Source organism: Paenibacillus larvae subsp. larvae (assembly GCF_002003265.1).
GTDB classification, from domain to species: domain Bacteria; phylum Bacillota; class Bacilli; order Paenibacillales; family NBRC-103111; genus Paenibacillus_H; species Paenibacillus_H larvae.
This window is the reverse complement of record NZ_CP019687.1, coordinates 576864-596479: the sequence shown is the minus strand read 5'-3', so window position 1 is coordinate 596479 and position 19616 is coordinate 576864. Positions and strand designations below refer to the sequence as shown.

At 42.8% G+C, this 19616-nt stretch carries 31 protein-coding genes; 2 read left to right on the top strand and 29 right to left on the bottom strand.

Annotated features, from left to right (window positions below; translation table 11 throughout):
• Window positions 1-2: 2 nt before the first annotated feature.
• The 16 genes from BXP28_RS03335 to BXP28_RS03260 form a co-directional block, all read right to left on the bottom strand.
• A complete protein-coding gene (locus tag BXP28_RS03335) occupies window positions 3-869 on the bottom strand; it encodes a phage tail family protein (protein WP_023484576.1) in 867 nt (288 codons plus the stop codon).
• Window positions 870-4196, bottom strand: a complete 3327-nt coding sequence (locus BXP28_RS03330) for a phage tail tape measure protein (protein ID WP_077584889.1) — start codon at window positions 4194-4196, stop codon at window positions 870-872.
• Complete coding sequence (locus tag BXP28_RS03325) at window positions 4142-4573, bottom strand: hypothetical protein (protein WP_077584888.1); 432 nt, start codon at window positions 4571-4573, stop codon at window positions 4142-4144. Before BXP28_RS03325 ends, BXP28_RS03330 begins: the two co-directional genes overlap by 55 nt.
• Before the next feature lie 233 nt (window positions 4574-4806).
• Window positions 4807-5178 (bottom strand): hypothetical protein, encoded by a 372-nt coding sequence (locus BXP28_RS03320; RefSeq protein WP_023484578.1) that lies wholly within the window; start codon window positions 5176-5178, stop codon window positions 4807-4809.
• Between the two features lie 71 nt (window positions 5179-5249).
• Window positions 5250-5846 carry a major tail protein gene (locus tag BXP28_RS03315; RefSeq protein ID WP_046655268.1) on the bottom strand — a complete coding sequence of 199 codons (597 nt, stop codon included), beginning with the start codon at window positions 5844-5846 and terminating at the stop codon, window positions 5250-5252.
• Between the two features lie 35 nt (window positions 5847-5881).
• Complete coding sequence (locus BXP28_RS03310; RefSeq protein ID WP_036656304.1) at window positions 5882-6211, bottom strand: hypothetical protein; 330 nt, start codon at window positions 6209-6211, stop codon at window positions 5882-5884.
• On the bottom strand, window positions 6208-6600 hold the full coding sequence (locus BXP28_RS03305; RefSeq protein WP_036656302.1) for an HK97-gp10 family putative phage morphogenesis protein: 393 nt from the start codon (window positions 6598-6600) through the stop codon (window positions 6208-6210). Before BXP28_RS03305 ends, BXP28_RS03310 begins: the two co-directional genes overlap by 4 nt.
• Window positions 6597-6917, bottom strand: coding sequence for a phage head closure protein (locus BXP28_RS03300; RefSeq protein ID WP_023484581.1), 321 nt, complete (start codon window positions 6915-6917; stop codon window positions 6597-6599). The genes BXP28_RS03305 and BXP28_RS03300 overlap by 4 nt, the downstream gene beginning before the upstream one ends.
• Complete coding sequence (locus BXP28_RS03295; RefSeq protein ID WP_036656301.1) at window positions 6914-7177, bottom strand: head-tail connector protein; 264 nt, start codon at window positions 7175-7177, stop codon at window positions 6914-6916. Before BXP28_RS03295 ends, BXP28_RS03300 begins: the two co-directional genes overlap by 4 nt.
• 125 nt (window positions 7178-7302) lie before the next feature.
• A complete protein-coding gene (locus tag BXP28_RS03290; RefSeq protein WP_023484582.1) occupies window positions 7303-8445 on the bottom strand; it encodes a phage major capsid protein in 1143 nt (380 codons plus the stop codon).
• The gene (locus BXP28_RS03285) at window positions 8442-9197 is read right to left on the bottom strand and encodes a head maturation protease, ClpP-related (protein WP_036656299.1); all 756 of its coding nucleotides are present in this window, start codon (window positions 9195-9197) and stop codon (window positions 8442-8444) included. Before BXP28_RS03285 ends, BXP28_RS03290 begins: the two co-directional genes overlap by 4 nt.
• Window positions 9148-10365 (bottom strand): phage portal protein, encoded by a 1218-nt coding sequence (locus BXP28_RS03280; protein ID WP_394804618.1) that lies wholly within the window; start codon window positions 10363-10365, stop codon window positions 9148-9150. Before BXP28_RS03280 ends, BXP28_RS03285 begins: the two co-directional genes overlap by 50 nt.
• A 32-nt stretch (window positions 10366-10397) precedes the next feature.
• Entirely contained in the window at window positions 10398-12125 is a 1728-nt protein-coding gene (locus BXP28_RS03275) for a terminase large subunit (protein WP_036656295.1), read from the bottom strand.
• Window positions 12103-12417 carry a P27 family phage terminase small subunit gene (locus tag BXP28_RS03270; protein ID WP_023484127.1) on the bottom strand — a complete coding sequence of 105 codons (315 nt, stop codon included), beginning with the start codon at window positions 12415-12417 and terminating at the stop codon, window positions 12103-12105. The genes BXP28_RS03275 and BXP28_RS03270 overlap by 23 nt, the downstream gene beginning before the upstream one ends.
• Window positions 12418-12520: 103 nt before the next feature.
• The gene (locus BXP28_RS23800; protein ID WP_235430734.1) at window positions 12521-12691 is read right to left on the bottom strand and encodes an HNH endonuclease; all 171 of its coding nucleotides are present in this window, start codon (window positions 12689-12691) and stop codon (window positions 12521-12523) included.
• Between the two features lie 160 nt (window positions 12692-12851).
• Entirely contained in the window at window positions 12852-13166 is a 315-nt protein-coding gene (locus tag BXP28_RS03260) for a hypothetical protein (protein ID WP_023484126.1), read from the bottom strand.
• Window positions 13167-13345: 179 nt separating this feature from the next.
• Here BXP28_RS03260 and BXP28_RS03255 point away from each other — a divergent pair, with 179 nt between their 5' ends.
• Together BXP28_RS03255 and BXP28_RS03250 are read left to right on the top strand one after the other, a co-directional pair.
• Window positions 13346-13549: a type II toxin-antitoxin system HicA family toxin gene (locus BXP28_RS03255; protein WP_036658634.1), complete on the top strand. Its 204-nt coding sequence runs from the start codon at window positions 13346-13348 to the stop codon at window positions 13547-13549.
• A gap of 30 nt (window positions 13550-13579) precedes the next feature.
• Window positions 13580-13996 (top strand): type II toxin-antitoxin system HicB family antitoxin, encoded by a 417-nt coding sequence (locus tag BXP28_RS03250; protein ID WP_023484796.1) that lies wholly within the window; start codon window positions 13580-13582, stop codon window positions 13994-13996.
• Window positions 13997-14050: 54 nt separating this feature from the next.
• On the opposite strand, the gene BXP28_RS03245 is transcribed toward BXP28_RS03250, so the two are convergent.
• The 13 genes from BXP28_RS03245 to BXP28_RS03195 form a co-directional block, all read right to left on the bottom strand.
• Entirely contained in the window at window positions 14051-14395 is a 345-nt protein-coding gene (locus BXP28_RS03245; protein ID WP_036658635.1) for a YxeA family protein, read from the bottom strand.
• Window positions 14396-14600: 205 nt separating this feature from the next.
• Window positions 14601-15041 (bottom strand): ArpU family phage packaging/lysis transcriptional regulator, encoded by a 441-nt coding sequence (locus tag BXP28_RS03240; RefSeq protein WP_036658716.1) that lies wholly within the window; start codon window positions 15039-15041, stop codon window positions 14601-14603.
• Between the two features lie 125 nt (window positions 15042-15166).
• Window positions 15167-15310 (bottom strand): hypothetical protein, encoded by a 144-nt coding sequence (locus BXP28_RS22435; protein WP_155116353.1) that lies wholly within the window; start codon window positions 15308-15310, stop codon window positions 15167-15169.
• Window positions 15307-15552, bottom strand: coding sequence for a hypothetical protein (locus BXP28_RS03235; RefSeq protein ID WP_036658638.1), 246 nt, complete (start codon window positions 15550-15552; stop codon window positions 15307-15309). The genes BXP28_RS22435 and BXP28_RS03235 overlap by 4 nt, the downstream gene beginning before the upstream one ends.
• Window positions 15545-15778, bottom strand: coding sequence for a hypothetical protein (locus BXP28_RS03230; protein WP_036658640.1), 234 nt, complete (start codon window positions 15776-15778; stop codon window positions 15545-15547). The genes BXP28_RS03235 and BXP28_RS03230 overlap by 8 nt, the downstream gene beginning before the upstream one ends.
• A 51-nt stretch (window positions 15779-15829) precedes the next feature.
• Window positions 15830-16012 (bottom strand): DUF7167 family protein, encoded by a 183-nt coding sequence (locus BXP28_RS03225; RefSeq protein ID WP_036658642.1) that lies wholly within the window; start codon window positions 16010-16012, stop codon window positions 15830-15832.
• Entirely contained in the window at window positions 15996-16778 is a 783-nt protein-coding gene (locus BXP28_RS03220) for a DNA cytosine methyltransferase (RefSeq protein ID WP_023483250.1), read from the bottom strand. Before BXP28_RS03220 ends, BXP28_RS03225 begins: the two co-directional genes overlap by 17 nt.
• Window positions 16779-16794: 16 nt before the next feature.
• Window positions 16795-17160 carry a hypothetical protein gene (locus tag BXP28_RS03215; RefSeq protein WP_036658643.1) on the bottom strand — a complete coding sequence of 122 codons (366 nt, stop codon included), beginning with the start codon at window positions 17158-17160 and terminating at the stop codon, window positions 16795-16797.
• A gap of 12 nt (window positions 17161-17172) precedes the next feature.
• Window positions 17173-17349 (bottom strand): DUF8096 family protein, encoded by a 177-nt coding sequence (locus BXP28_RS25730; protein WP_496543683.1) that lies wholly within the window; start codon window positions 17347-17349, stop codon window positions 17173-17175.
• Window positions 17342-17716: a RusA family crossover junction endodeoxyribonuclease gene (locus BXP28_RS03210; RefSeq protein ID WP_036658646.1), complete on the bottom strand. Its 375-nt coding sequence runs from the start codon at window positions 17714-17716 to the stop codon at window positions 17342-17344. Before BXP28_RS03210 ends, BXP28_RS25730 begins: the two co-directional genes overlap by 8 nt.
• Window positions 17709-17927: a hypothetical protein gene (locus BXP28_RS03205; RefSeq protein WP_036658649.1), complete on the bottom strand. Its 219-nt coding sequence runs from the start codon at window positions 17925-17927 to the stop codon at window positions 17709-17711. Before BXP28_RS03205 ends, BXP28_RS03210 begins: the two co-directional genes overlap by 8 nt.
• Window positions 17928-18045: 118 nt before the next feature.
• Window positions 18046-18867, bottom strand: a complete 822-nt coding sequence (locus tag BXP28_RS03200; RefSeq protein WP_077584884.1) for an ATP-binding protein — start codon at window positions 18865-18867, stop codon at window positions 18046-18048.
• Window positions 18758-19540 carry a DnaD domain-containing protein gene (locus BXP28_RS03195; protein ID WP_023483153.1) on the bottom strand — a complete coding sequence of 261 codons (783 nt, stop codon included), beginning with the start codon at window positions 19538-19540 and terminating at the stop codon, window positions 18758-18760. The genes BXP28_RS03200 and BXP28_RS03195 overlap by 110 nt, the downstream gene beginning before the upstream one ends.
• Window positions 19541-19616: the final 76 nt, after the last annotated feature.

Genomic DNA, 19616 nt, shown 5'->3' with positions numbered 1-19616 from the left:
CCTTACACCCCCACGTATCGGTTTTTATACGTAACCGTAACTCTTGTCTTTGAGCTATCGTTGTTGCTGTTGTATTCCAGTGTATTTGGACCCGGCACCAGTTGAAAAAAGGAGCTGGCGAGATCGATGTAGTGAAACGCATTCTCCACCCTACCGCTTGCGCGAACAATTTCGACTCTTTTCTTTCCGAATGTAGTATCAATATGCAAGATGTCATTTTCACTTAAATCCCTTTTAACCCGGATGAATTCCCCCGTGGTTCGGTTATACACCGTAGGATTTTGAGCTGGCCCTTTAAATTCAATTTTCACTGGTGTTTCCACATCCCCTTCGTTTACGACTCCACGTTGAAATGAGCGTTTGGAAAACGACACAGGCAGCCGAAGAGAAAACTTATAGCCGCCCATGACATAGCTCATTTGGCGGCTTGTCGTATACGTATCTACCCAATAGGGGGACGGGCAAAAAAGAGAAACAAGGCACGGCTGTACACGTGTTGTACGTGTCTCTTTTTCCTTAGGAAACGATGGAGCTATTTCAATCACACAATCTACTTTTCGTTTGATACCATCAGATACATGGCACTCCAATTCACCCATGCCTAATTTCGGATTGAATATAGAGCTAATTTTCCGTCTTAACTGCGCCATGTGGTTTTTATTTTCCGCAACGATCAGGAATTCTAACTGCATTCCCCGTTCTTGGATCTGACCATCCACATACGTAACCCCATCTTGATAAGGGGATCTTTGGGTTACGACTTTGGAATGCACCCCATCAGAAAAAACGCGGCTAACCAATTTAAAAGGAGCGAACCTACTAAATGTAATAGATTCGCCCCTGCTATTTGTAAATATGACCTGTTCCACTTACCTCATCCCCAACTCTAAAGCTATCTCCGTTAGCATTCTTCTTTGTTTACGTTCAGCTTGCGAATAGTCCTGAGCTTGTATGACAACATTGGGCTGAAAGCTCGTTGTATTATTATAATTTTTAATATTACTAATATTATTGTTCGGCATAATTGACCGTGCATTGCTATTGACTATACTTGCAATGCTATGTGGATCTACCAATTTAGCCTGCACATGCATAACACCTTTATTTAAAGCAAGATCGCGGCGTTTCGTCATCCATTGTTTGGAGGTGTCGTATAATTTCTTTCCTAGCTCATCGTTTGCTTTATAGGCAACATTGGCACTATCCCTAATACCTTTCGACACGCCCTCGGGTATACTTGTAGCTAATTTAGCCATTACCCTAGAGGGAGAGTTGATACCAAGGAAAGACTTAAACCCCTTAACTATGCCCTCTCCTATTCCTGTGACTGCATCCCACACACCTTTAGCCATGTTTCCAATCCCTTTTATGAGCCCCATGATAATATCCTCACCTATTTGTAATAGATCAATATTTTTAAGGAAATCTACAGCATCGTCCCATATTTTAACAATGAAATCTTTCAAAGATCCCATGATTTCGCATACGCCGTCCCACATGTCCGATGCCAGTCTGACAATGGTATCTTTTAAGCCATTCCAGATTCCCTTGACGGCTCCAACGGCTCCGGAAATAATGCCCTTGATAATTCCTAGCAAATTACCCGTTATGCCCTTGATGGCCTCCCAGGCTCCCGACCAGTCGCCTTTAAGGATGGAGGTAAAAAATTTGATAATGTTTGTAATAATCCCAATCACATTTTTAATGATCCCCATCACGGCAGGGAACACAGCCTGTACAATCTGCAAAATGGTTTGAATGACGGGCACCACCACATTTTTGATAAGCGAAGCCACACCGGATAAGATTTCAATCACGATGGGAATAACCATTTGGATAATTTCCATGATCGCAGGAAAGACGGCTTGCACGACCTCTAGGATAATCGGAATGACAACCTGTGTAATGTTCAGGATAACGGGAACGATCGCCGCTATGACCGGAATAATTACCGCCATCGCTGCCTGAATGACCTCTAACACGATTGGGAACACGGTTTGTATCACCTGCACCAAAACAGGAAGAACCGCCTGGGCAATTTGGGCAATCACGGTAATCACGGACTGGAAAAGCTCTATGGCAATGGGCAGGACACTTTGGATGACCTCAATAATAATTGGGAAAATGGCGGTAAATGTGGCTAAAAAAATAGGTAAAACCGTTGCCGCTAGTTCCGCAATGACTTTCCCGATTTCAGCAAACGCCGGAACTGCCGTCTCCACAAACGTTTTGAACAAACCCGTTGCCAGTTCAAGTATGGCTGGCAATTCCGACGCAAACAGGGTGCCGATGGTTGAAAACAACTCTGCAAACGCTTGACCCAGTTCAGCAAACACGGGACCTAAACTGCTAAAGGATTCCCCAATCACCTGACCTGTCTTCTGAAACTCTGGTGCTAGTTCCGTAAACATTTGGGCAAATTGGTCGAATACCGGACTGAGCGCCTCTAGTATAGATCCACCCACTTGAACTAAAGCACCAAAAAAGGGCATGACAGCTTGAATGGCCACTCCAATAGCCGACAGTGCTGTTGTTAACACCTTACCTATGGTTGTAAAAATGCCTGTTAATTGGTTGCCCGCCCCTCCAGCAGCATTTGACATCCCATTAAAAACATTTGCCACGCCGCTAGAAAGAGAAGAAACAACGTCTACTATAACCGGAATTACATTTCCCAAAGCATTCCCTATTCCGGTTAGAATCCCGGTAAAGACTGGAGCCAATTTACTAAGAGCGTTTCCGATAGCCTCCGTTGCGGGTTTAACTGCATTCGAAATGGCCGACCACGCACGGGTAAAGCCGTTTTTCAAGGTTTCGTTGGTCGCCACAAATTTAATAATAAACGGCAAGAGCGTAATGAGCGCTCTACTGATTAAACCTAGAGGACCAAACATAGCAGAAAGTCCTAAACCTGCCGCTTTTGTGCCCTTTTCTGTGCTAACCAAAGCCTTAGTTAAGGCTCCAAAACCGCTCAATGCCGTACCGACGAAAAACATCACAGCTCCTAGTGCGGCCAATATACCCAGGATCGCCGAACTCACAACGAGGGCAACGGCGATAAAGGATTTCATCGATGGGGATAAGCCTTGAAATCTCTTAGCTAAAGCAGAAAAAGCCTCCGCCAATTTGCTGACAAACGGCAGCAGGGCAGCCCCAATCTCGGTCTGTAGATTCTGAAACGTGTTTTTCATCATAATTAATTTCGATTTTGTCGTTTCATACCGGGTTGACGCTTCCTTCTGCATGGCGACGTTCTCCTGAAATGCCTCAGATGCCCCATTCAAAGCTTCTTTCAGTAAATCCCCACTTCCGGCAGTACGTTTCATTAGGTCAATCTGTAAAGCTTCCTTAATTCCCAGATCGTCTAAAACGGCATTTAAATCTCCGCCCTCTGTTTTGATGCGACCCAAACCATTAGAGACATCTGCAAAAGCTCCCGCGGCATCTTCTTTAAACTTTTTCTTAAATTCCGCTGCTGACATGCCAGCTATTTTTGCCCACAGCTTCAGTTCATCCCCATTTTTAGCGGCGGCGTTACTTATCTTGGTCATGATCGTGCTGAATGCTGTGCCTCCAGCCTCGGCGCGAATACCAAAGCTTGAGAAGTGCGCAGACAAGGCCATGATCTTTTCGGCAGGAATATCCAACACACGCCCAGCACCTGCAATCCGCATGGAAAAATCCAAAATTTCGGTTTCCGTAGTCGCAAAGTTGTTACCCAGCCAGACTACAGAACTAGCCAGATTTTCCAGTTTGGGGATAGGTAGCTCCATGATATTTGCAATACGTGCGAAGTCCATGGATGCCTGTTCTTGTGCGATGTTTGTCGTGTCTGCGATCATGGCAATCGTTTTGGTAAAGCTGGAAATATCTTTAGCCTTTACACCAAGCTGTCCGCCAGCTTCAGCAATTTCCGCCAGTTGTGTTGCACTTCTGGGCATCTGCTCAGACATGTCAAACAGGCTTTTTTCGATTTTTTTAAACTCGTCATCTGACGCATCTACCGTTTTTCTCACGCCTGCAAAAGCACTCTCAAATTCCACGGCATTAGTTACAACGGATTTTAGCGCCAGGGCTGATCCTGCAAATGTGGCTCCAAACACGATGGAGAGATTTGATCCAACGCTTTGTAGCTGGCCGCCTAGCTGCTCCATCCGTTTCCCAACAGACTGCATTTTTCCCGCATCTGCGCCCATTTGCCGTTACTATCTGCTATTTTTTTATTCGTTGCATCTAGCGCACCTTGAAGTTTATTTAGCCTGGCCTCCGCATTGTGGAGCTGGGTGAGATAGTTTTGAGTCTCTTTGGCGTTATCGCCTTGGGCTTTTCTAGCTCTTTCGTAAGACTGCGCCAACATGGAAACCTTTTGCTTTTGTAGACCAAGCAAATTGGATAGCTGTTCCGCTTTAAGTCTTAGCTGATTTTGCGCATTTCCAAAATTTTTCGATGAGCTGCTTGCGTTTTTAAAGGAAGCATCAACCAGCTTCATCTCTCTATTAATCTGCTCAATAGTCTTCTGGAAATTAACCGCATCCAGATTCACCTTAATATTCAAATTCCCGACTGTTCCCAACGTTTCACCCCCTCGCCGCTAAAATAAGTAATGATAGGCTACTTGTTTTTCTTGTGCCCGCGCTTCTTCTTGTTTCCGCTCTTCTTCTGTCATGTTTAGTTTTCTGTGCACACTCATGAGCATATTGAGTTGTTTCAGGGTACTTTTCCAAAAAAAGTCATCACTCTTTTGCAGAGTGACGGTAACGAAATAATATAAAACGTCCCAATCGACCTTTTCATCGGTTTGGGACGTTACTGGTTTTTTCCGCTATTTTGTTGTTCCCCAGGGATACTTAGGTTAAAGGCTTCTATAATTTTGTCCGCTAACTCAGACATATTATCGAAACCAATTTTGGCTCCTACTTGCTGTTCGGTTAGCGCTTCATCTTCATGAGCAAGCCCAGCAAAAAGTAATGCACGTAATGTAACAAAAGAGATGTTGGGCTTGTTTTCATCTTCACCTTGGCCGCCAATCATTTTGTTAAAAGCCGCTAACGCATCTCCAAATCTTTCTTCGAGCACACACATTGCATTCATGTCAAAAAGTAAAGTACGTGGGTTTTCTTCACCCTCAAAGACAATTTGTACCCCTTTTGGCCGTTTAATTTCCGATAATGTAGGCATAACTTCCTCCTTCGATGTTTAAAAAATAAAAAAGGGGGGAGGCAAGAATGCCTATCCCCTAACAAAATATTCTATTTAGTTCCTCCACCTGCTGGCGGTACTACCTTCTTCTTTTCATAAACCTGATCAAACCATGTTTCTATTACGGTTTTTGGTATATTTTCATCTCCGCTATTGACGGTTCTTTTCCAGTCTCCGTCATAATCACGCGGTAAGAATTTCGCGGTAAGTTTTGGAGGTTGGTACTCGATGGATTCGCCTTTTGTTTTTCTGCTCTCTTCTGGCAGAGCGAACTTCCCTTTCAAGAGCCACACATACGTATGTGCATTACCGGACTCAGATCCTTGATAGCCAAATGCAACATATGGCGCTTGATCATCTCTGTTCCAAACCAGCACTCCGTTTTCATCCACTTTAGCCCCCAGAAGCATGGCGGCGTTTTTAGATCCAATTTGATCTACCGTAATCTCTACTTCAATGTCGGCCAATGTGGATTCAGATTCAGATGCTTGGTCATCCGCGTAAAACGTGGTGGATGAAACATTCGGTTTTACGCTGATCTCAACCGCTTTAGCCAGGTGGACGGGTTTGTCGTACGTCGCACCATTTTTATCATCGGTTTTTAAGATGGCTACATATAAATTCCTTACCCCAATCGGTACTCCCATAGTTGTTCCCCCTTGTTTACAAATAAAAAGCACGCCTAGGCAGGCATGCTCATCACAAAACGCAAGACTTTTTGATACATCTGTATGTCGGGAGCATAAAGACCAAACGCACTTGTCCGTATGGCACCCAGCTCCTGCATCTTCTGCTTAACTTGTTTCTCTATTTCCGTGTAATCCCCTTTTGACCAGATATCAACCTGGATAAAGTACTTGGTCAGTTGCTCTTCGTCATCTGCACAAAACAGCGGGCGTTCGTCGTTGATAAAAAAGACCACATACATATTCTCTTTCTCAAAATGCGTCTCAAACGCCACTGGAACGGGTAGTTCCCTTAGTTTGCTAAGTATCAAACTTTGTATGGTCATAGGTTCAACTCACGTTTCACCGCCTCCTGCATAGCTTTCAGTGCCTTTTTCTCGTTGCTATTATAGATCCGCTCTACATTTCCTCTTGCGGATACTTTACCTTTGTATTTCTTTGTTTTTGTATATCGCTCAGATGTCCCGGCTTCCAGAAAAAGCATGTAAAAATGCTCTTCACCGTAGCCCACTATCATGCCGTCGTCTATCTTTTCAATCTCTACATGGTCTCTAGCGTGTTTGGTATGAGGACCAATAGGAGTACCTTCCTTGATGGCTTGCTGCATGATTTTTGCACCTTCCATCTCGGCCTGCTCTTTTATTTTGTCTCCTTTTTCTCCCATATGGCGGAGTTGGGCTAATAATTCCTCCATACCAGACACTTGAAAGCTCATTGTACCCTCTCCTTGGCGTGTATCGTCAGGGTTTTATTCATTTCGTCGTCATTAATGATGGCTTCAATATCAAAATATCGGTTATTATATTTGATCCTCATGTCAGGGTGAAGCCCTTTTCGATACCGGATGATAAACCGTGTTGTATTTTGGTTCTGTGTAGTAGAGGCTTCATAAAATTCTTTCCCTTTCAGCGTCTTGATGCACGCCCAAACCGTCTGCACATCCACCCAGCCATCTGTTTTAAACCCGTTTTCATTCGTCGTTTCACCGTGCTTTTGAAATGTGATCCGGCGGTTTAATTTTCCCGGATTCATGTTGCAGGCACTTCCCTCAATTGCAAAATCATCGTTTGCAGCGATTGTTTGAGTTTATCCAGCGTCCTATCATCCATTTCATAATAGATGGAGACCCACACCATCACGGCAAGCTTGTATAAATAATTGTTTGATTCTTTTACTCCAGCATTTGCAAGATATTCTTTGGCTGACTCCAGGAGCGTACTTAGCGTTTGATCCCCGGCATCATCATCAATTCGAAGGTATTCCTTCACTTCTTCCAAAGAGATGTTACCCATTCACATCATCCGCCTTACGCCGCTTAGGCTTTGGTGTTCCAGCAGGTTCAGCTTCCGCTAATTCCTTCTTCGGTTGTTCTGGCTGTTCGGGTTTGTCTGGTCTCTCCGGTTCCCCCGGAGACGGATTAGGGAGTTTTAACTTTAGCAATCCGGAATGCAGATTTCAATTTGATTTGGTGATCAAACCACGCTGTGACCACAAACTGTTCAATTCCTGTTTTTACGTCCTTATCCCGGTCGTAAAGGGCATTTAAGTTATAGTTAAAATGAGAGTAATTGAAATCGCCAATGATCGGACTGGAAGCAGAGTCACAAAACACAACCGGCTTACCCAATACTTGTTCCGGTTGTGCCGTATACAACGTTGCGCTACCATTCGCTAAGACTTTGATAATGTTCTTGTAATCCTGGTAACGCATGACGATTTTAGCATTTTCCCTGTAATCCTCATGAAGATCCGCAATCGCATCGGTAATGGCATCAAACATATTTTCTGCCACGATTTCTTTAATTCCAGATTTATAAAAAGACATATGCTCTTCCCCTGTTTTGGGATTCGTTGTGAAAGCTACTTTCTTTTCTTTTGCGGCAACACCGGATTGTAGTGCTGTCTCGACGTACGAAACCAAGTTAGCATCTGAACCATTGATGACCGTCTCAGAAACGCCCGCAAGCACCTTAAATTTATTTCGTCCGAAGGTAACGGTATCTCCATCTGCCTTCATTTCTTTTGCTGTTTCGGTGTCCGCAATAAAGTCATCGTCATCCAGTGTGAAATGGAGTTTGGGGATTTCCAAGTTCGTAATCTGTGTGACGGATGAAAGTTCACGCAACGGGTTTTTTACAGTTGGCTCTACCAAAATGTCCGTTGATACCGTTTTAGGCAAGAACTTGTTACCGCCAGTCGTATCGTTATCACCTAATGCTTGTCTAACATCAATTGATACAGATTGTTCGCGCATAACCGAACGGATCAATTCGGCTTTTGCTTTAATAGCACGTTGCTTTGGATCATCAACTGAATTGATATTGTCTTTAGCTTCAAAATTAGCCTTCAATTTTGCCTTTTGTTCAGCCTCAAGTGCATCATGTTGTTCTTTAATAACGTCAAACCTCATTTTTAAATCAGATTTAGACCCTTGCAAAGCCTGAATATCTTCCATGGATGCATTAGGATCAATGGCTTTTTCAGCCAATTGCTCCTCTACTTTTTTAAGCTGTTGGCCAACAGTAACTAGATTTTGTTTAAGCTCGTACAATGTTTTCATTCAAATATTCCTCCTAAGATTGTATTGATATAAGTCACATTTTCCTTTGCTCCATCGGCAATTTGTTGTCTTTTTGCCATATCACCCACTGAAATAGGTGTTTTTTGCTGTGAAATAAGCTGTTTTGGAACATTTTTGTATCTATTTATGAATTCATCACTTATAGATGCAGCCATCGTATTAGCTTCCTGAACTACATCGCATAAGCCGTATTCAAAAGCTTCATCGGCAGATAGCCACGTTTCCGCATCCAGCATGTCCTGCAGCTTTTCATCGGATAATTTATCCCCTGCTTTTTGCAAATACACCTGTTTGCTGGAATTGCCGATACGGTCCAGATCGTCGGCTATTTTTCTCATTTCCGAGGCGTTACCCCAGGCAAAAATCCAAGGATTATGAATCATCAGCATGCTATTTTTAGGCATATAAATCGTGTCACCTGCCATGGCAATGACACTGGCAATCGATGCGGCTAAAGCATCCACATGAACATGTACGTTCGCCTTGTGCCGTTTCAGCATATTGTGTATAGCAATTCCTTCGAAAACAGACCCTCCAGGTGAATTGATATAGAGGTTGATCGTCGATAGGTCACCCAGGCGATCTAAATCCTCTTTAAAAGAGGTTGCACTTGTGTCGACTTCATCCCATTGATAGGTAACGATATCCCCATAAATAAATATGTCCGCTGAACTGGAACCGTCAGCTGACATCTTCATCTTCCAAAACGTGTTCTTTTTCGGTTTCCCCACGCTCTTTCACCCCCTTTCGCTCTGCTGGATCCATGTTTAATGGATACATGTCACCGGAGATCCAAAGCTCAGCTGCCTTTCCGCCTTCTGGTGGCAAATCCTCATACATCCTGACTTCATCTGGCTTCATCCCAGCACTTCGGAGCATCATTTGATAAAACTGCGTCCTTGCCGCTGTATCTCCGCGTAATAGTGCGCCAAGGTTAAATTTGAAGTAATATCCGGCTTGTCTTTCTTCGGACGTGAGCAGTTTTCGATTCATTTCCTGCTCATACTGCCTAACGGTAGGCGTTAACGTCATTTGGACAAACTGGATCATCATCTGCTCTGCATTACTTCCTTGACTATCTTCATTTAAAAAACTTGTTGGTAAATTAAACACGTTTGCGACCCTCGAACGTGTTATTTTTTCAGAAGCCAGTGTATCTGAAGCGACATACTTACGCTCCATATTTTTCACTGTTACCCCTGGTTCCTGAAACAAAATTCCGCCATTTTCTTTGTAGAATCGCTTGAAATCATCCACAATTCGCTGTCTTTTTTCAGTGTCTACGTTTGCTCCATATTCCAGGATGAAACTGTCTTTCTTCTGCATTTCGGACAGGCTAAATTCTTGGACAGCCTTATCATACTCCAACGTATTTTTCAGCACCTCAATGGGACTAATCCCTTTCCAGCGAGCCGTACCCGTGATGTGCTTCACATGAAACATGTTCATGTTATGGATATAATACGTTCCGTCTATTCCCCGTACTTCATACCACAAATGACCGTCGTCTTGATTGAGAATAGGCGTAACATAAACCGGATCAACCGGAATTAAAGCTTCAGGCTGTAGCCTAATGTCCCTCATAATCACAGCATAGCCGTTCCCTGTTTCGTTGCGGGATACTTCCATTTTATTCAGCCATTCAAACCCTGACATATTGGGATTTGGGCGATGAATCAGCATATCCGCTATCTCATTCATCTGAATGTCATAGTCTTTGTATAGTTTCAGTGGCAGACAGGATAGCGCATTTGCAAGGCGGCTCACCACGCTAAATATGGTTTCATTTGTGGCCAGTTTCGTGTTATCTATCCCCCAAAACCTTCTCCCAAACCACGTGGAGAAATCACCGGAGCCGCCTTTCCAGCCTGATATAGCCCCTCTCATGGCAGATTTCATTTTTCCAAACCATCTCACATTTCCACCCCCTCTCAATGAAAGAGATCACCCACAGAAAGAAATTCAATGTTTCCATTCCCTTGCGGCGCTACAAGCTTTTCCATGACGAAAACATGAGCATTTAATAACGCTGCAAAACCGTCAATTTTCCGGTATCTGTTTTGTTTCGTTGGCCGCCAATTTCGATTACTATCTTGAGTCAATTTCACGTTGTTGATATACCATCTGAGTAATTTATTTTCATTCGTAATCACTTTTCCGTCGTAAAACATTTCTTTCAAGTCGGAAAGTGGTTTGGTTAGTGTCTCGGCTCCCTGTCTGACAATCTCGGTTTGAAATCCGTAGGATTCTAAAGCCTTAACCAGACGAAATGCCTTCGCCCTATCGTAAGCGATCTTTTCAATACTGAATGTTTTGGAATGGTTAACGAACCAGTCATAAATCATCTCAAACTCCACATATTCGGCTTCACAAACCGTTAACGATCCATCTTCTACAAACTGCATGTATGGTATTTTCTCATTGTTAGCCAGCACTTTCTTTCGAGGTATCCAGGAATGAGACAACACGAATATTTCTCCCGTATCCAGCGGAAATTCAAGGCAAGCTGAGGTGAAGTCCTCTGACTCTGATAGGTCAAAAGATCCTATAGCCGTCTTCCCGTTTAAGGAATCGATATCTAAATGCTTGTTATTTTTCCTAAGCGTGTTGAAGTCAATAAAAGACATTTCATCTGCTTTTACAAAAATATTGAACCGTTTGACAATCATATCTGATCGTTCAGCAGGAATGTTTTTTCTTTTCTCCCACGCATTTTTCAGCTTTTCAAGGTCATAGGTGACCCCTAAGTTAGGATTGGCTTTCCCCCACATTTCGGGGTTATCAATTTCTTCTTCGCTGTCTAATTCAGCCATATAATAAAAAGTACGTTCGTCTGAAACTACGCCCTCAAGGACATCTGCACCAAGCTCATAATAATCCACTAAGGGACCGTCTAGCTGATAGCCGGCAGTCGTAATATAAAGCAATAATGGCTGTTCCCGTGTATCTGTTGAGTTCTTGATGATGTTAATTAAATCGTAATTTTTATACTCATGAATCTCATCAAATACGGCTAAGTGCGTGTTTAATCCGTCCAGTTTTTCTGAATCAGAAGCCTGAGGTTCAATGATTGAGTTGGTTTGCTCGTATTCAATAACATCCCTCAATGCTTTTAATTTTTTCTTAAGCTGAGGGGATGCCTTAATCATTTTCTTACATTCATCAAAGATGGTTTTGCGAACCTGTTTCATGCTATTGGCTAATACATACACATCAGCCCCGCGTTCGCCATCTTTTGTGCAACCATAAATAGAAATTCCAGATGCAAGACCCGATTTTCCGTTTTTTCTGGCAATAAAAATAAGACCCTCTGTAAAGCGTCTTAATCCCGTTTCTTTATGCACCCAGCCATACAGATTGCCAAGGATAAAATGTTGCCAGGGTTGCATGATCATCTGTTTAAACTTTCCCTTAGATGGTTTACAGAACCTTTCTATAAAGACAATGGGACGATGGCCTTTTTCCTCATCGAACACATAGGGAAAGTCCTTACTTCCTTGTCTTTTTAGATCATCTAAATGCCTTTTTCCAGCTAACATCACCTTATGGCTTGCCAAAATGTGACCTTGTACCACCTGCTCAGCATACCAATTCGTCAATAACTCGGAAGAAGGTTGCGATAAGACCCCCGGAAGACTAGAATTCGTCGAAGTCATCATCTTCATCACCTGCAACTTTCTTGCGCTGAGCAGGCGTTAATCCAAGTGATTTCAACAGGTTATTCAGTGTTTGAACAGTCTTTGTCAGTTCGATTGAAAGGGGGTTTTTCACTAAATTTGTGGCCCCTGCTTTATTGGTATATTCATACATAAGCTCTGAATTTTTGATTTCTTTTTGGAGTCGCCGATAAAACTGGTGCGTTTCAATATATAGCTGAATCAATTGTTCATCCGATTCTTCATAAGCTTCTCCTAAATATTCTCTCAATAATTTTGAAGTAGGTACTGCCATTTCAAGTTACCCCCCTTTCATGAAAATTTATATTTGGTGTGAACGATGGGGTCCGTCGGTTTAGGGAAGCTCTTAGCTCCTAGAAAAAGGGTGGGGGGGTATGCTAAACATACTCCCTATTCGCTTTTTCTATATGAACCTTGATCTTCTTACTAACCTGTTTTCCCCCATTACCATGCTCTTCGTTGTGACAACTTAAGCAAAGACTCTCTAAGTTATCCATGTCCAAACCCTTACTCCAGTCATCTGTAAGATGCACGATATGGTGTACCATGTCAGCTTGTGTTATCCTTTGCTCCTTTAAACATTGTTGACAGAGGTAATGATCTCGAATGAGTACTGATTCCCTACACTTCTTCCACGCTGATGAGTTGTAAAAGTTTCTGGCTTCTTTGTTCCTTTTATATTTGTCATACCCCCTGGCTTGTTCTTTCTTATCTGTTTGCATGACTCTCAATCCTAGTTTTAAGATCATCACTGGCCTTGACTATATCTGCAAATAACTTCTTGTATTTTCTTTTATACTCTTCTTTTAATTCTATCTTCCGTGTTTGCTTATGTTTCTTTTCGATGTCTAAAAGTCGTTTTTGCTCCTTCCGGATCGCCGCATCAGTATAATAAGATACATATTCCTTAGAACAGTGTGGGCAGGTAAAGTAATTTTTCTCTATCCCATCCCGTAGCCTTTTTGCTTTGAGTCTACTAATAGTAAATTCCTTGTTGCATCCTTCTTTACAGGTTACTTTCATTCAGGAAACCTCCTCATCTTCTATGAAAAATCATCTGCATTACAAAGATTCTTTATCCAAAACAGAGCATCAAACTTCATGATTTCCCCCCCTTTTTTTCTACACGTGTAAAAACATATGTATTTCCTATTTACACGTGTTATTACATGTGTTATAATTAAATCAGAAAGGAGGTACATATGATAAACCTCACCAAAGCATACTCATCAAGAGAGGTTATCAAAATCTTAAGAGAGGATGGCTGGATACATAAAAACACCGAAGGCGATCATTGGCACTTCATACACCCTACTAAAAAAGGAAAGGTGACTGTACCCCATCCGAAAAAAGGCTTGAAACGCCGAACAACAAAAAGTATCTTTGAGCAGGCAGGGCTTATATAAGTCCTGTCTCTCCCAAGGAGGTTTATATATATGAAGTACATTTACCCTGCTGTTTTTAGTCCTGGCGAACCAGACGAAGGAGGCTTTACTGTCACATTCCCTGACTTGCCAGGCTGCATATCTGAAGGCGATGATCTGGAAGAAGCCCTGCGCATGGCAAAGGACGCTTTAGGCGGCCACCTCTATCTGATGGAAGAGGACGGCGACGAAATACCGCGGCCGTCACAACCAGACTCTATACAGCTTGAAACTGGAGAATTCGTTTCTCTAATTCAGGCTAATACCAACTTTGTCCGGGAGCGGATTAGAAACAAGGCTGTGAACAAAACGCTTACCATCCCAAAATGGCTTAATGATGCAGCAACTGAGGAAGGAATAAACTTTTCTCAGACGCTCCAGGATGCACTAAAACAAAAACTTGATATCAAAGTAAATGACTTCTCCTGATGGGGAAGTCTTTTTACATAAAAAAGCCATGCCTTTTGGCATAGCTCATTTGCTTTAGGGAGTAACCTGAAGTTTCTCTTTCACTTTGGTCGGTAAATCGTTTTTTTGGACTTCTTCGTAGCTGGTAACAACTTTTTCGCCGTCCTTGCTTTTCAGATAAAGGCGCAGATAAGCATCCTCTTTGAATTTCTCTCCGGTAGGTTTCCCAAAAGTTACTGTAATTTGTTTCCCTTCATCATTATAACTAGGGAGCGTGTACTGGTATCTACCATCTACTAGTTTGCCTTCGCCTTTAATTTGGGTGTAAGCCTGATCTTTAAAGCTTTTGTTAAAATCGCACCCGGTCAATAACAAGGCAAAAATGAACAAAATACCGAAATACAAAGTATATTTTCTCATGCTTCGTTAACTCCTTTATACTCTTGATGTTTATAATTGTATTTTAGCAATATTTTGTTCCTTTTTTGATCGATTTACATTACAAAAGACTGATCAAACTTACATTTCTGTCATCCTTTGTGGCCTATGATATTATCTTATCTCACTTTTTACCAAATGGTCTGCAAGATGTCTGCAAAATCTCTGCAAAAAGTCTGCAACGTTTTTAATTTGCGTCTTCGTATGTCTCCAAACGAAGAGCAAATGCCAATCGATATAACGCTTTTGCTTTTGCATAATAGTAGCTGCGTTCACTCATGTGTAAATCTGTATATACATAAATGTCTGTTACGTCCTCATCCTGCAGGTATCGTTTCTCTACGATCTGCCGTTGAATATCGGAGAGCCTGCTTACCGCCTTAATAACCTGTTCGTATTCGCGCTGAAGTTGTTCTTCCCTGTCCACATTCCATATTGCTATGTCTTCACTCTGTTTAGATATGGCGTTCGTGTTTCCGTGGAAGCGAGGTGTGTAAGATGTTGTTGTTTTCACTTCTCTGCGAATGAATCCGAACTGTTTGTATAGCCTTGCAGATTCCAGGCGTTCCTCCACCCGCCGCCATGTTTCTTTTTCATTTAACTTGAACATGGATGTTTGTTCCATCAGCATCCCCCTCACAATCCGGGCAGTTCATTTAATCAACTCACAAATGGCTCGTTTGAGTATCCTTTCTCTTTCCTCAGCGGCATCAGTTCGAGCCTTTTGATTTTGATGTGCTTTTGCCATCTCGTCTATAAGATGCAGCGCAACTTGCCCAGCATTGTAACGTACATTAGGACTTTCGAACTCTCATTTTCATTTTGCATCATGTGGATTTGCTCTTTTAACACTTTCAACACATCACGAAGCTCTGGATCTTCAACTAATCTAATCACCCTCTGTACCTCCTATCTTCTGTACCTCCCTGCCCCTGTAATGAACCTTTTTCTAAAACCGTAATAAGCCAGGAATAGTGAAAAGATTTGATTTCAGGTACAAAAGTACTTGTTTTATGATGTATTTGTTTTTCGATCAAATACATTTCTCCCAACTCTTCGAGTGCATTTAATTTTTGAAATAATTCTGCCTTGGTATCGGCTGTATATGTTTTTATTCTGGTCATGGCAGTATTACTCATCCTCTGTACCCCTTTCCCATACTACTTCCATTTTTAACCCGGCATCAAAATCATCTATGCGTATAACCTCTGTTTCAGTTGTATCTAATACTACTGTCATAGTGTCTTCACTTACTTTTTTTACTAAAGCATATGTGTCCCATTCATACCCATCTTTGTCATAACCGGAGATATAAACGGCATTTCCGATTAAAGACCGGTCAAACTCTTTTTTCGCTATAAACATCCGTTCTCATTCCTCCTTTGGTTTGGTAGGGAGAAGGCTGGTGCCCTCTCCTTATTCGTCTACTTTTTTCCATGATAGAGAGATGAAATCTTGAGCAGACTCATTGACAATGTCAAAGATTCTGTCCGCTGCTTCTTCTTCACTGAGTCCTTCCAATTCCTCGTCCTCAATTTCAATTACATCTTCTCTACATGCAGCTGGATACCCGATGCTGAGTTTATATTTTATTTTCATAGTTAGCCCTCCTTATTTGATCATTTATTGCTTTTATTGCTGATAGGATCGGATAGACTTGATATGGGCTTACAGCGTTTCCGAGACCGTAACATCTGTCCAACCTATCGGGAATCCCATTAGTGCTTCTAGATACCGGGGGTCCAAATATGTGCCAATTAGATCTGGGAATCGGTCTCCAATCACACCAACTAGCATTTTTCCATGTTTCCCATTTTTCTCTGACGGAGCTAATGGCCTTATTTTTTTGTGGTCCTGACTCTTTGTTGGAGTAGGCAACAACGAATACCCTATATCGTTCGTGATCGCCGTCGACGGCGAGAGCTGGTATATGAAATGCCATTGCGGTGTAGTTGAGAGTTTCCAAGTCAGTAAACACCTGGTCGAGCCCCATTGTGATGTGCCCACTAACGTTTTCACCAAGAAACCAAGAGGGTGATAATTCATCCAGGATTCGAGTAACTTCTGGCCAGAGCCATCTGTCATCCGCCTGGCCTTTTCGCTTCCCGGCGTAACTTTCACCTTGGCAAGGATATCCTGCTGAAATAAGGTCAATTGTTCTACCTGTTCCAATGATTCCATCCCTTTCTAGCACCTCCCGTGTGAGTGTACATACATCGTCATATATGGGTGTGTTCGGCCAATGTCTTCTCAGGACTTTTTGCGGAAAGTGTTCTTTCTCGCAGAAAGCAACTGTTTCAATCCCGGCCCACTTTGCCGCAAGGTCAATTCCACCGATCCCCGAAAATAGACTGAGTTTTTTCATTCACTCTATCCCCTCCCTACCATCTTGACACCGTAAAGCTTGCAATAACTTCTCCGACTGGGTTTTTTTGTTCCCTGATGTGGCTTTTCGAAAGGAGGGTTGGCTTGTAATTTCTATACAGTCTCTCCCATCTCTCTGCATTTTCAGATGTCTCATAAGCCCAAATCTTATAATCTTCTACGTGACTATCTGGTTCTGTATCACATCCACAGTCACACCAATCTCGCTCAATGATTTTTTCTAATACATCTTTATCTTCTGTTACATACACTTCATCGCTGTATGTGTTCATCATCAAATAGAGTTGATCATATTCTCCCACATTAGGCAGCTCGCTTTTGATATACCTAACGGCGTTATAAACGGAATCGAATTTTTTCACTTTATTAACCTCCTAAACTTTTAATCTTGCCTTACAACCGGTACATACCCTTATAAGCTGCCTATCCTCGTATTTGAGTTTGAACCGGTATCCAGCACACTCCGAACACCTTCCAGGGGCTTGTTTCAGGTCCTCCAGCGTCCGTTTTGACGGATTTTTGTCCTTGGGTGACCGTTTACCCCTACTCATATCTTTCCAGCTCTATTTCCACCCTTGGACGCCGTCTATCAATCACATAATCCATCACATGTGGCAATGCCGTTTTGTCGTTTTCATAAATCCTGGCATCTTCCAAGGCATCTAAGAGTATTTTTAGACCATTGTGTGTATCTCGTTTAATGGCATTAGGGTAATAAAACCAGATTTTAACTATCACCTTATCCTTTGAAGTCTGCCACTTATTTTGCAGCCGCCACTCAGTTGCCTGAATAACTGCCTCGTCAAACCATTTTCTGGCTTTTGCTGAGTATACTTTTATTGCCCTACCTTTTACGTAGACATTTCGATACATATGGTTAACAGAAGGTATTGTTCCTGCTATAACGAGCCTATTCATATCCCTTCCCCCTTGCCCCTCCTGGGCGGTCTTTTATCTCACCGTGCCTAAATAAATCCATTATGAGTATTGCAACTTCGTCGGGGTCCCTGGAAACAGATTTGGACATGTCGTCAATACTAATTCCTTGTTCCCACATCGTTTTAATGCGTTTTATGTCTGTAAGCGACCACAGAAAATCTAAATCCTCGCAAACGATTATTTTATTCATGGCTTACTAGTCCTCTTCCAGCTCTTGTTTGTCTGCCTGATATTGCTCGATTCCCCGTCTTAAAAACTCGTCAAAGTCTTTATCAAACAGTTCATAATCATCTATCTGCTCGTTCATGTTAGCCCTCCCTCATCCGGTAATTTAAATCTTTGTTGCCGATGATGGTCACCGTCATCCCGCGAGCCATGTCGCGGAGTCTGCTGCCAATCGCTTCGTCTATGTCCACCATCTGAGCAAAGTTGCGTTCGGAACTGATGAGCATGGGCAGTTTCTGGAGGTTACGGTAATTGATAATGGCGAAGAGCTGTTCTTTCTGCCATTCGGTTGGCTCGCTACGACCCTTGAACAGATCGTCTATGAAAAGCACTTCTGCCTGTTGCAGCCTCCTCACACGCTCGTCTAACTGGTCCAAGTCTTTTCTAAGCTCGTTAAATCCCTCGACGTAGGGAAAGTAGACCACTCCGATTCCTCTGGCCAGGAGGTTATTTGCCACTGCCATAAGCAGGTGTGTCTTCCCAGCACCAGGACGACCCAGCAACGCAATGCTGTTACTCCTCTGATTCCGGATCTTGTCAAAGTCCCTGACGTATTCACACGCTACCGCGTAGGCTTCCCGGACAATCTCGTGTACTTGGCCCAACTCGAAGTTATCAAACGTCTTCTTGGCAAACTCGTCTGTTATGGCTGATGCTTGAAACAGTCGCTGCAGTCTTCTCTTTTCGACACAATCGCAGGTGACCCACACATCCATAAGCCATTCTTCCCCGTTCACGATCTGAGGGGATTTTTTAAAATAGCCAAACTCGTCTTTGCACTTGTGACAGGCGTAATTAGCTTCTACCGGCTTTTGCCAGATAGGCGAACTCGCTTTCAGTTCCTCCGCTCGCTGCTTTATTTTTTCCAGGTCTAGACCCTTTAGAGCGTCCCCCAGACTCTTCATGCTGTTCCTCCTTCCACGGCTCATCTATACCACCTGAACGCCAGTTTTTTAATATGCCGTCTACGTAACCAAGATTTCGTTTGCCTTTTACCACTGCCTTTTTCATAGCTTCACATACCCAACGATCCCCATATTCGCTGCACATATCCTTCAGTCGGTCTGCAAGTACTGGACTCAACATACCAAACCCTTCATGCTCAAACATGCGAAACGGATCCTCTTGACGACTACGACTACCGGAAATCTGTTCTAGTTCTGTTCTGTTCTCTTCAGTTCTCTTCTCTTCTGTTCTGTTCTGTTCAGAGGGAATCCCCCGGAAATTCCCGGAATCGTCAGGAATATAGTCAGGAAATTTTGATTTTGTACGCTTGTGAAGTCCTTGCTGATGCTTTTCAAAGTTTAATATTTGAATGATCTTTTCACCTTCGGCTTCGTACCACAAAATCAAGCCTGCCGCGGCTAAACGGCCCAGTGCTTCCTCTACATTACGTACCGTTTTATCCAACATCGGAACCACCAATGCCTTTACCTTAGCCGGTGATCCTACCATTCTTCCAAAATCATCCGTGTGTGGTATCATCCAAGTGAAAAGCAGCATGTCGAAAATGTCTGGTAGCATGTTTACTTTTTCCGAAATTGATATGACTTTCGAGATCATGCGCTTTTCAGCCATTCCCTGCACTTCCTTTCCTTACTTTTCGTTTGATATAAGTTCCGGGAACTTCCCGGAATGTTAAGGAAAACCTCGC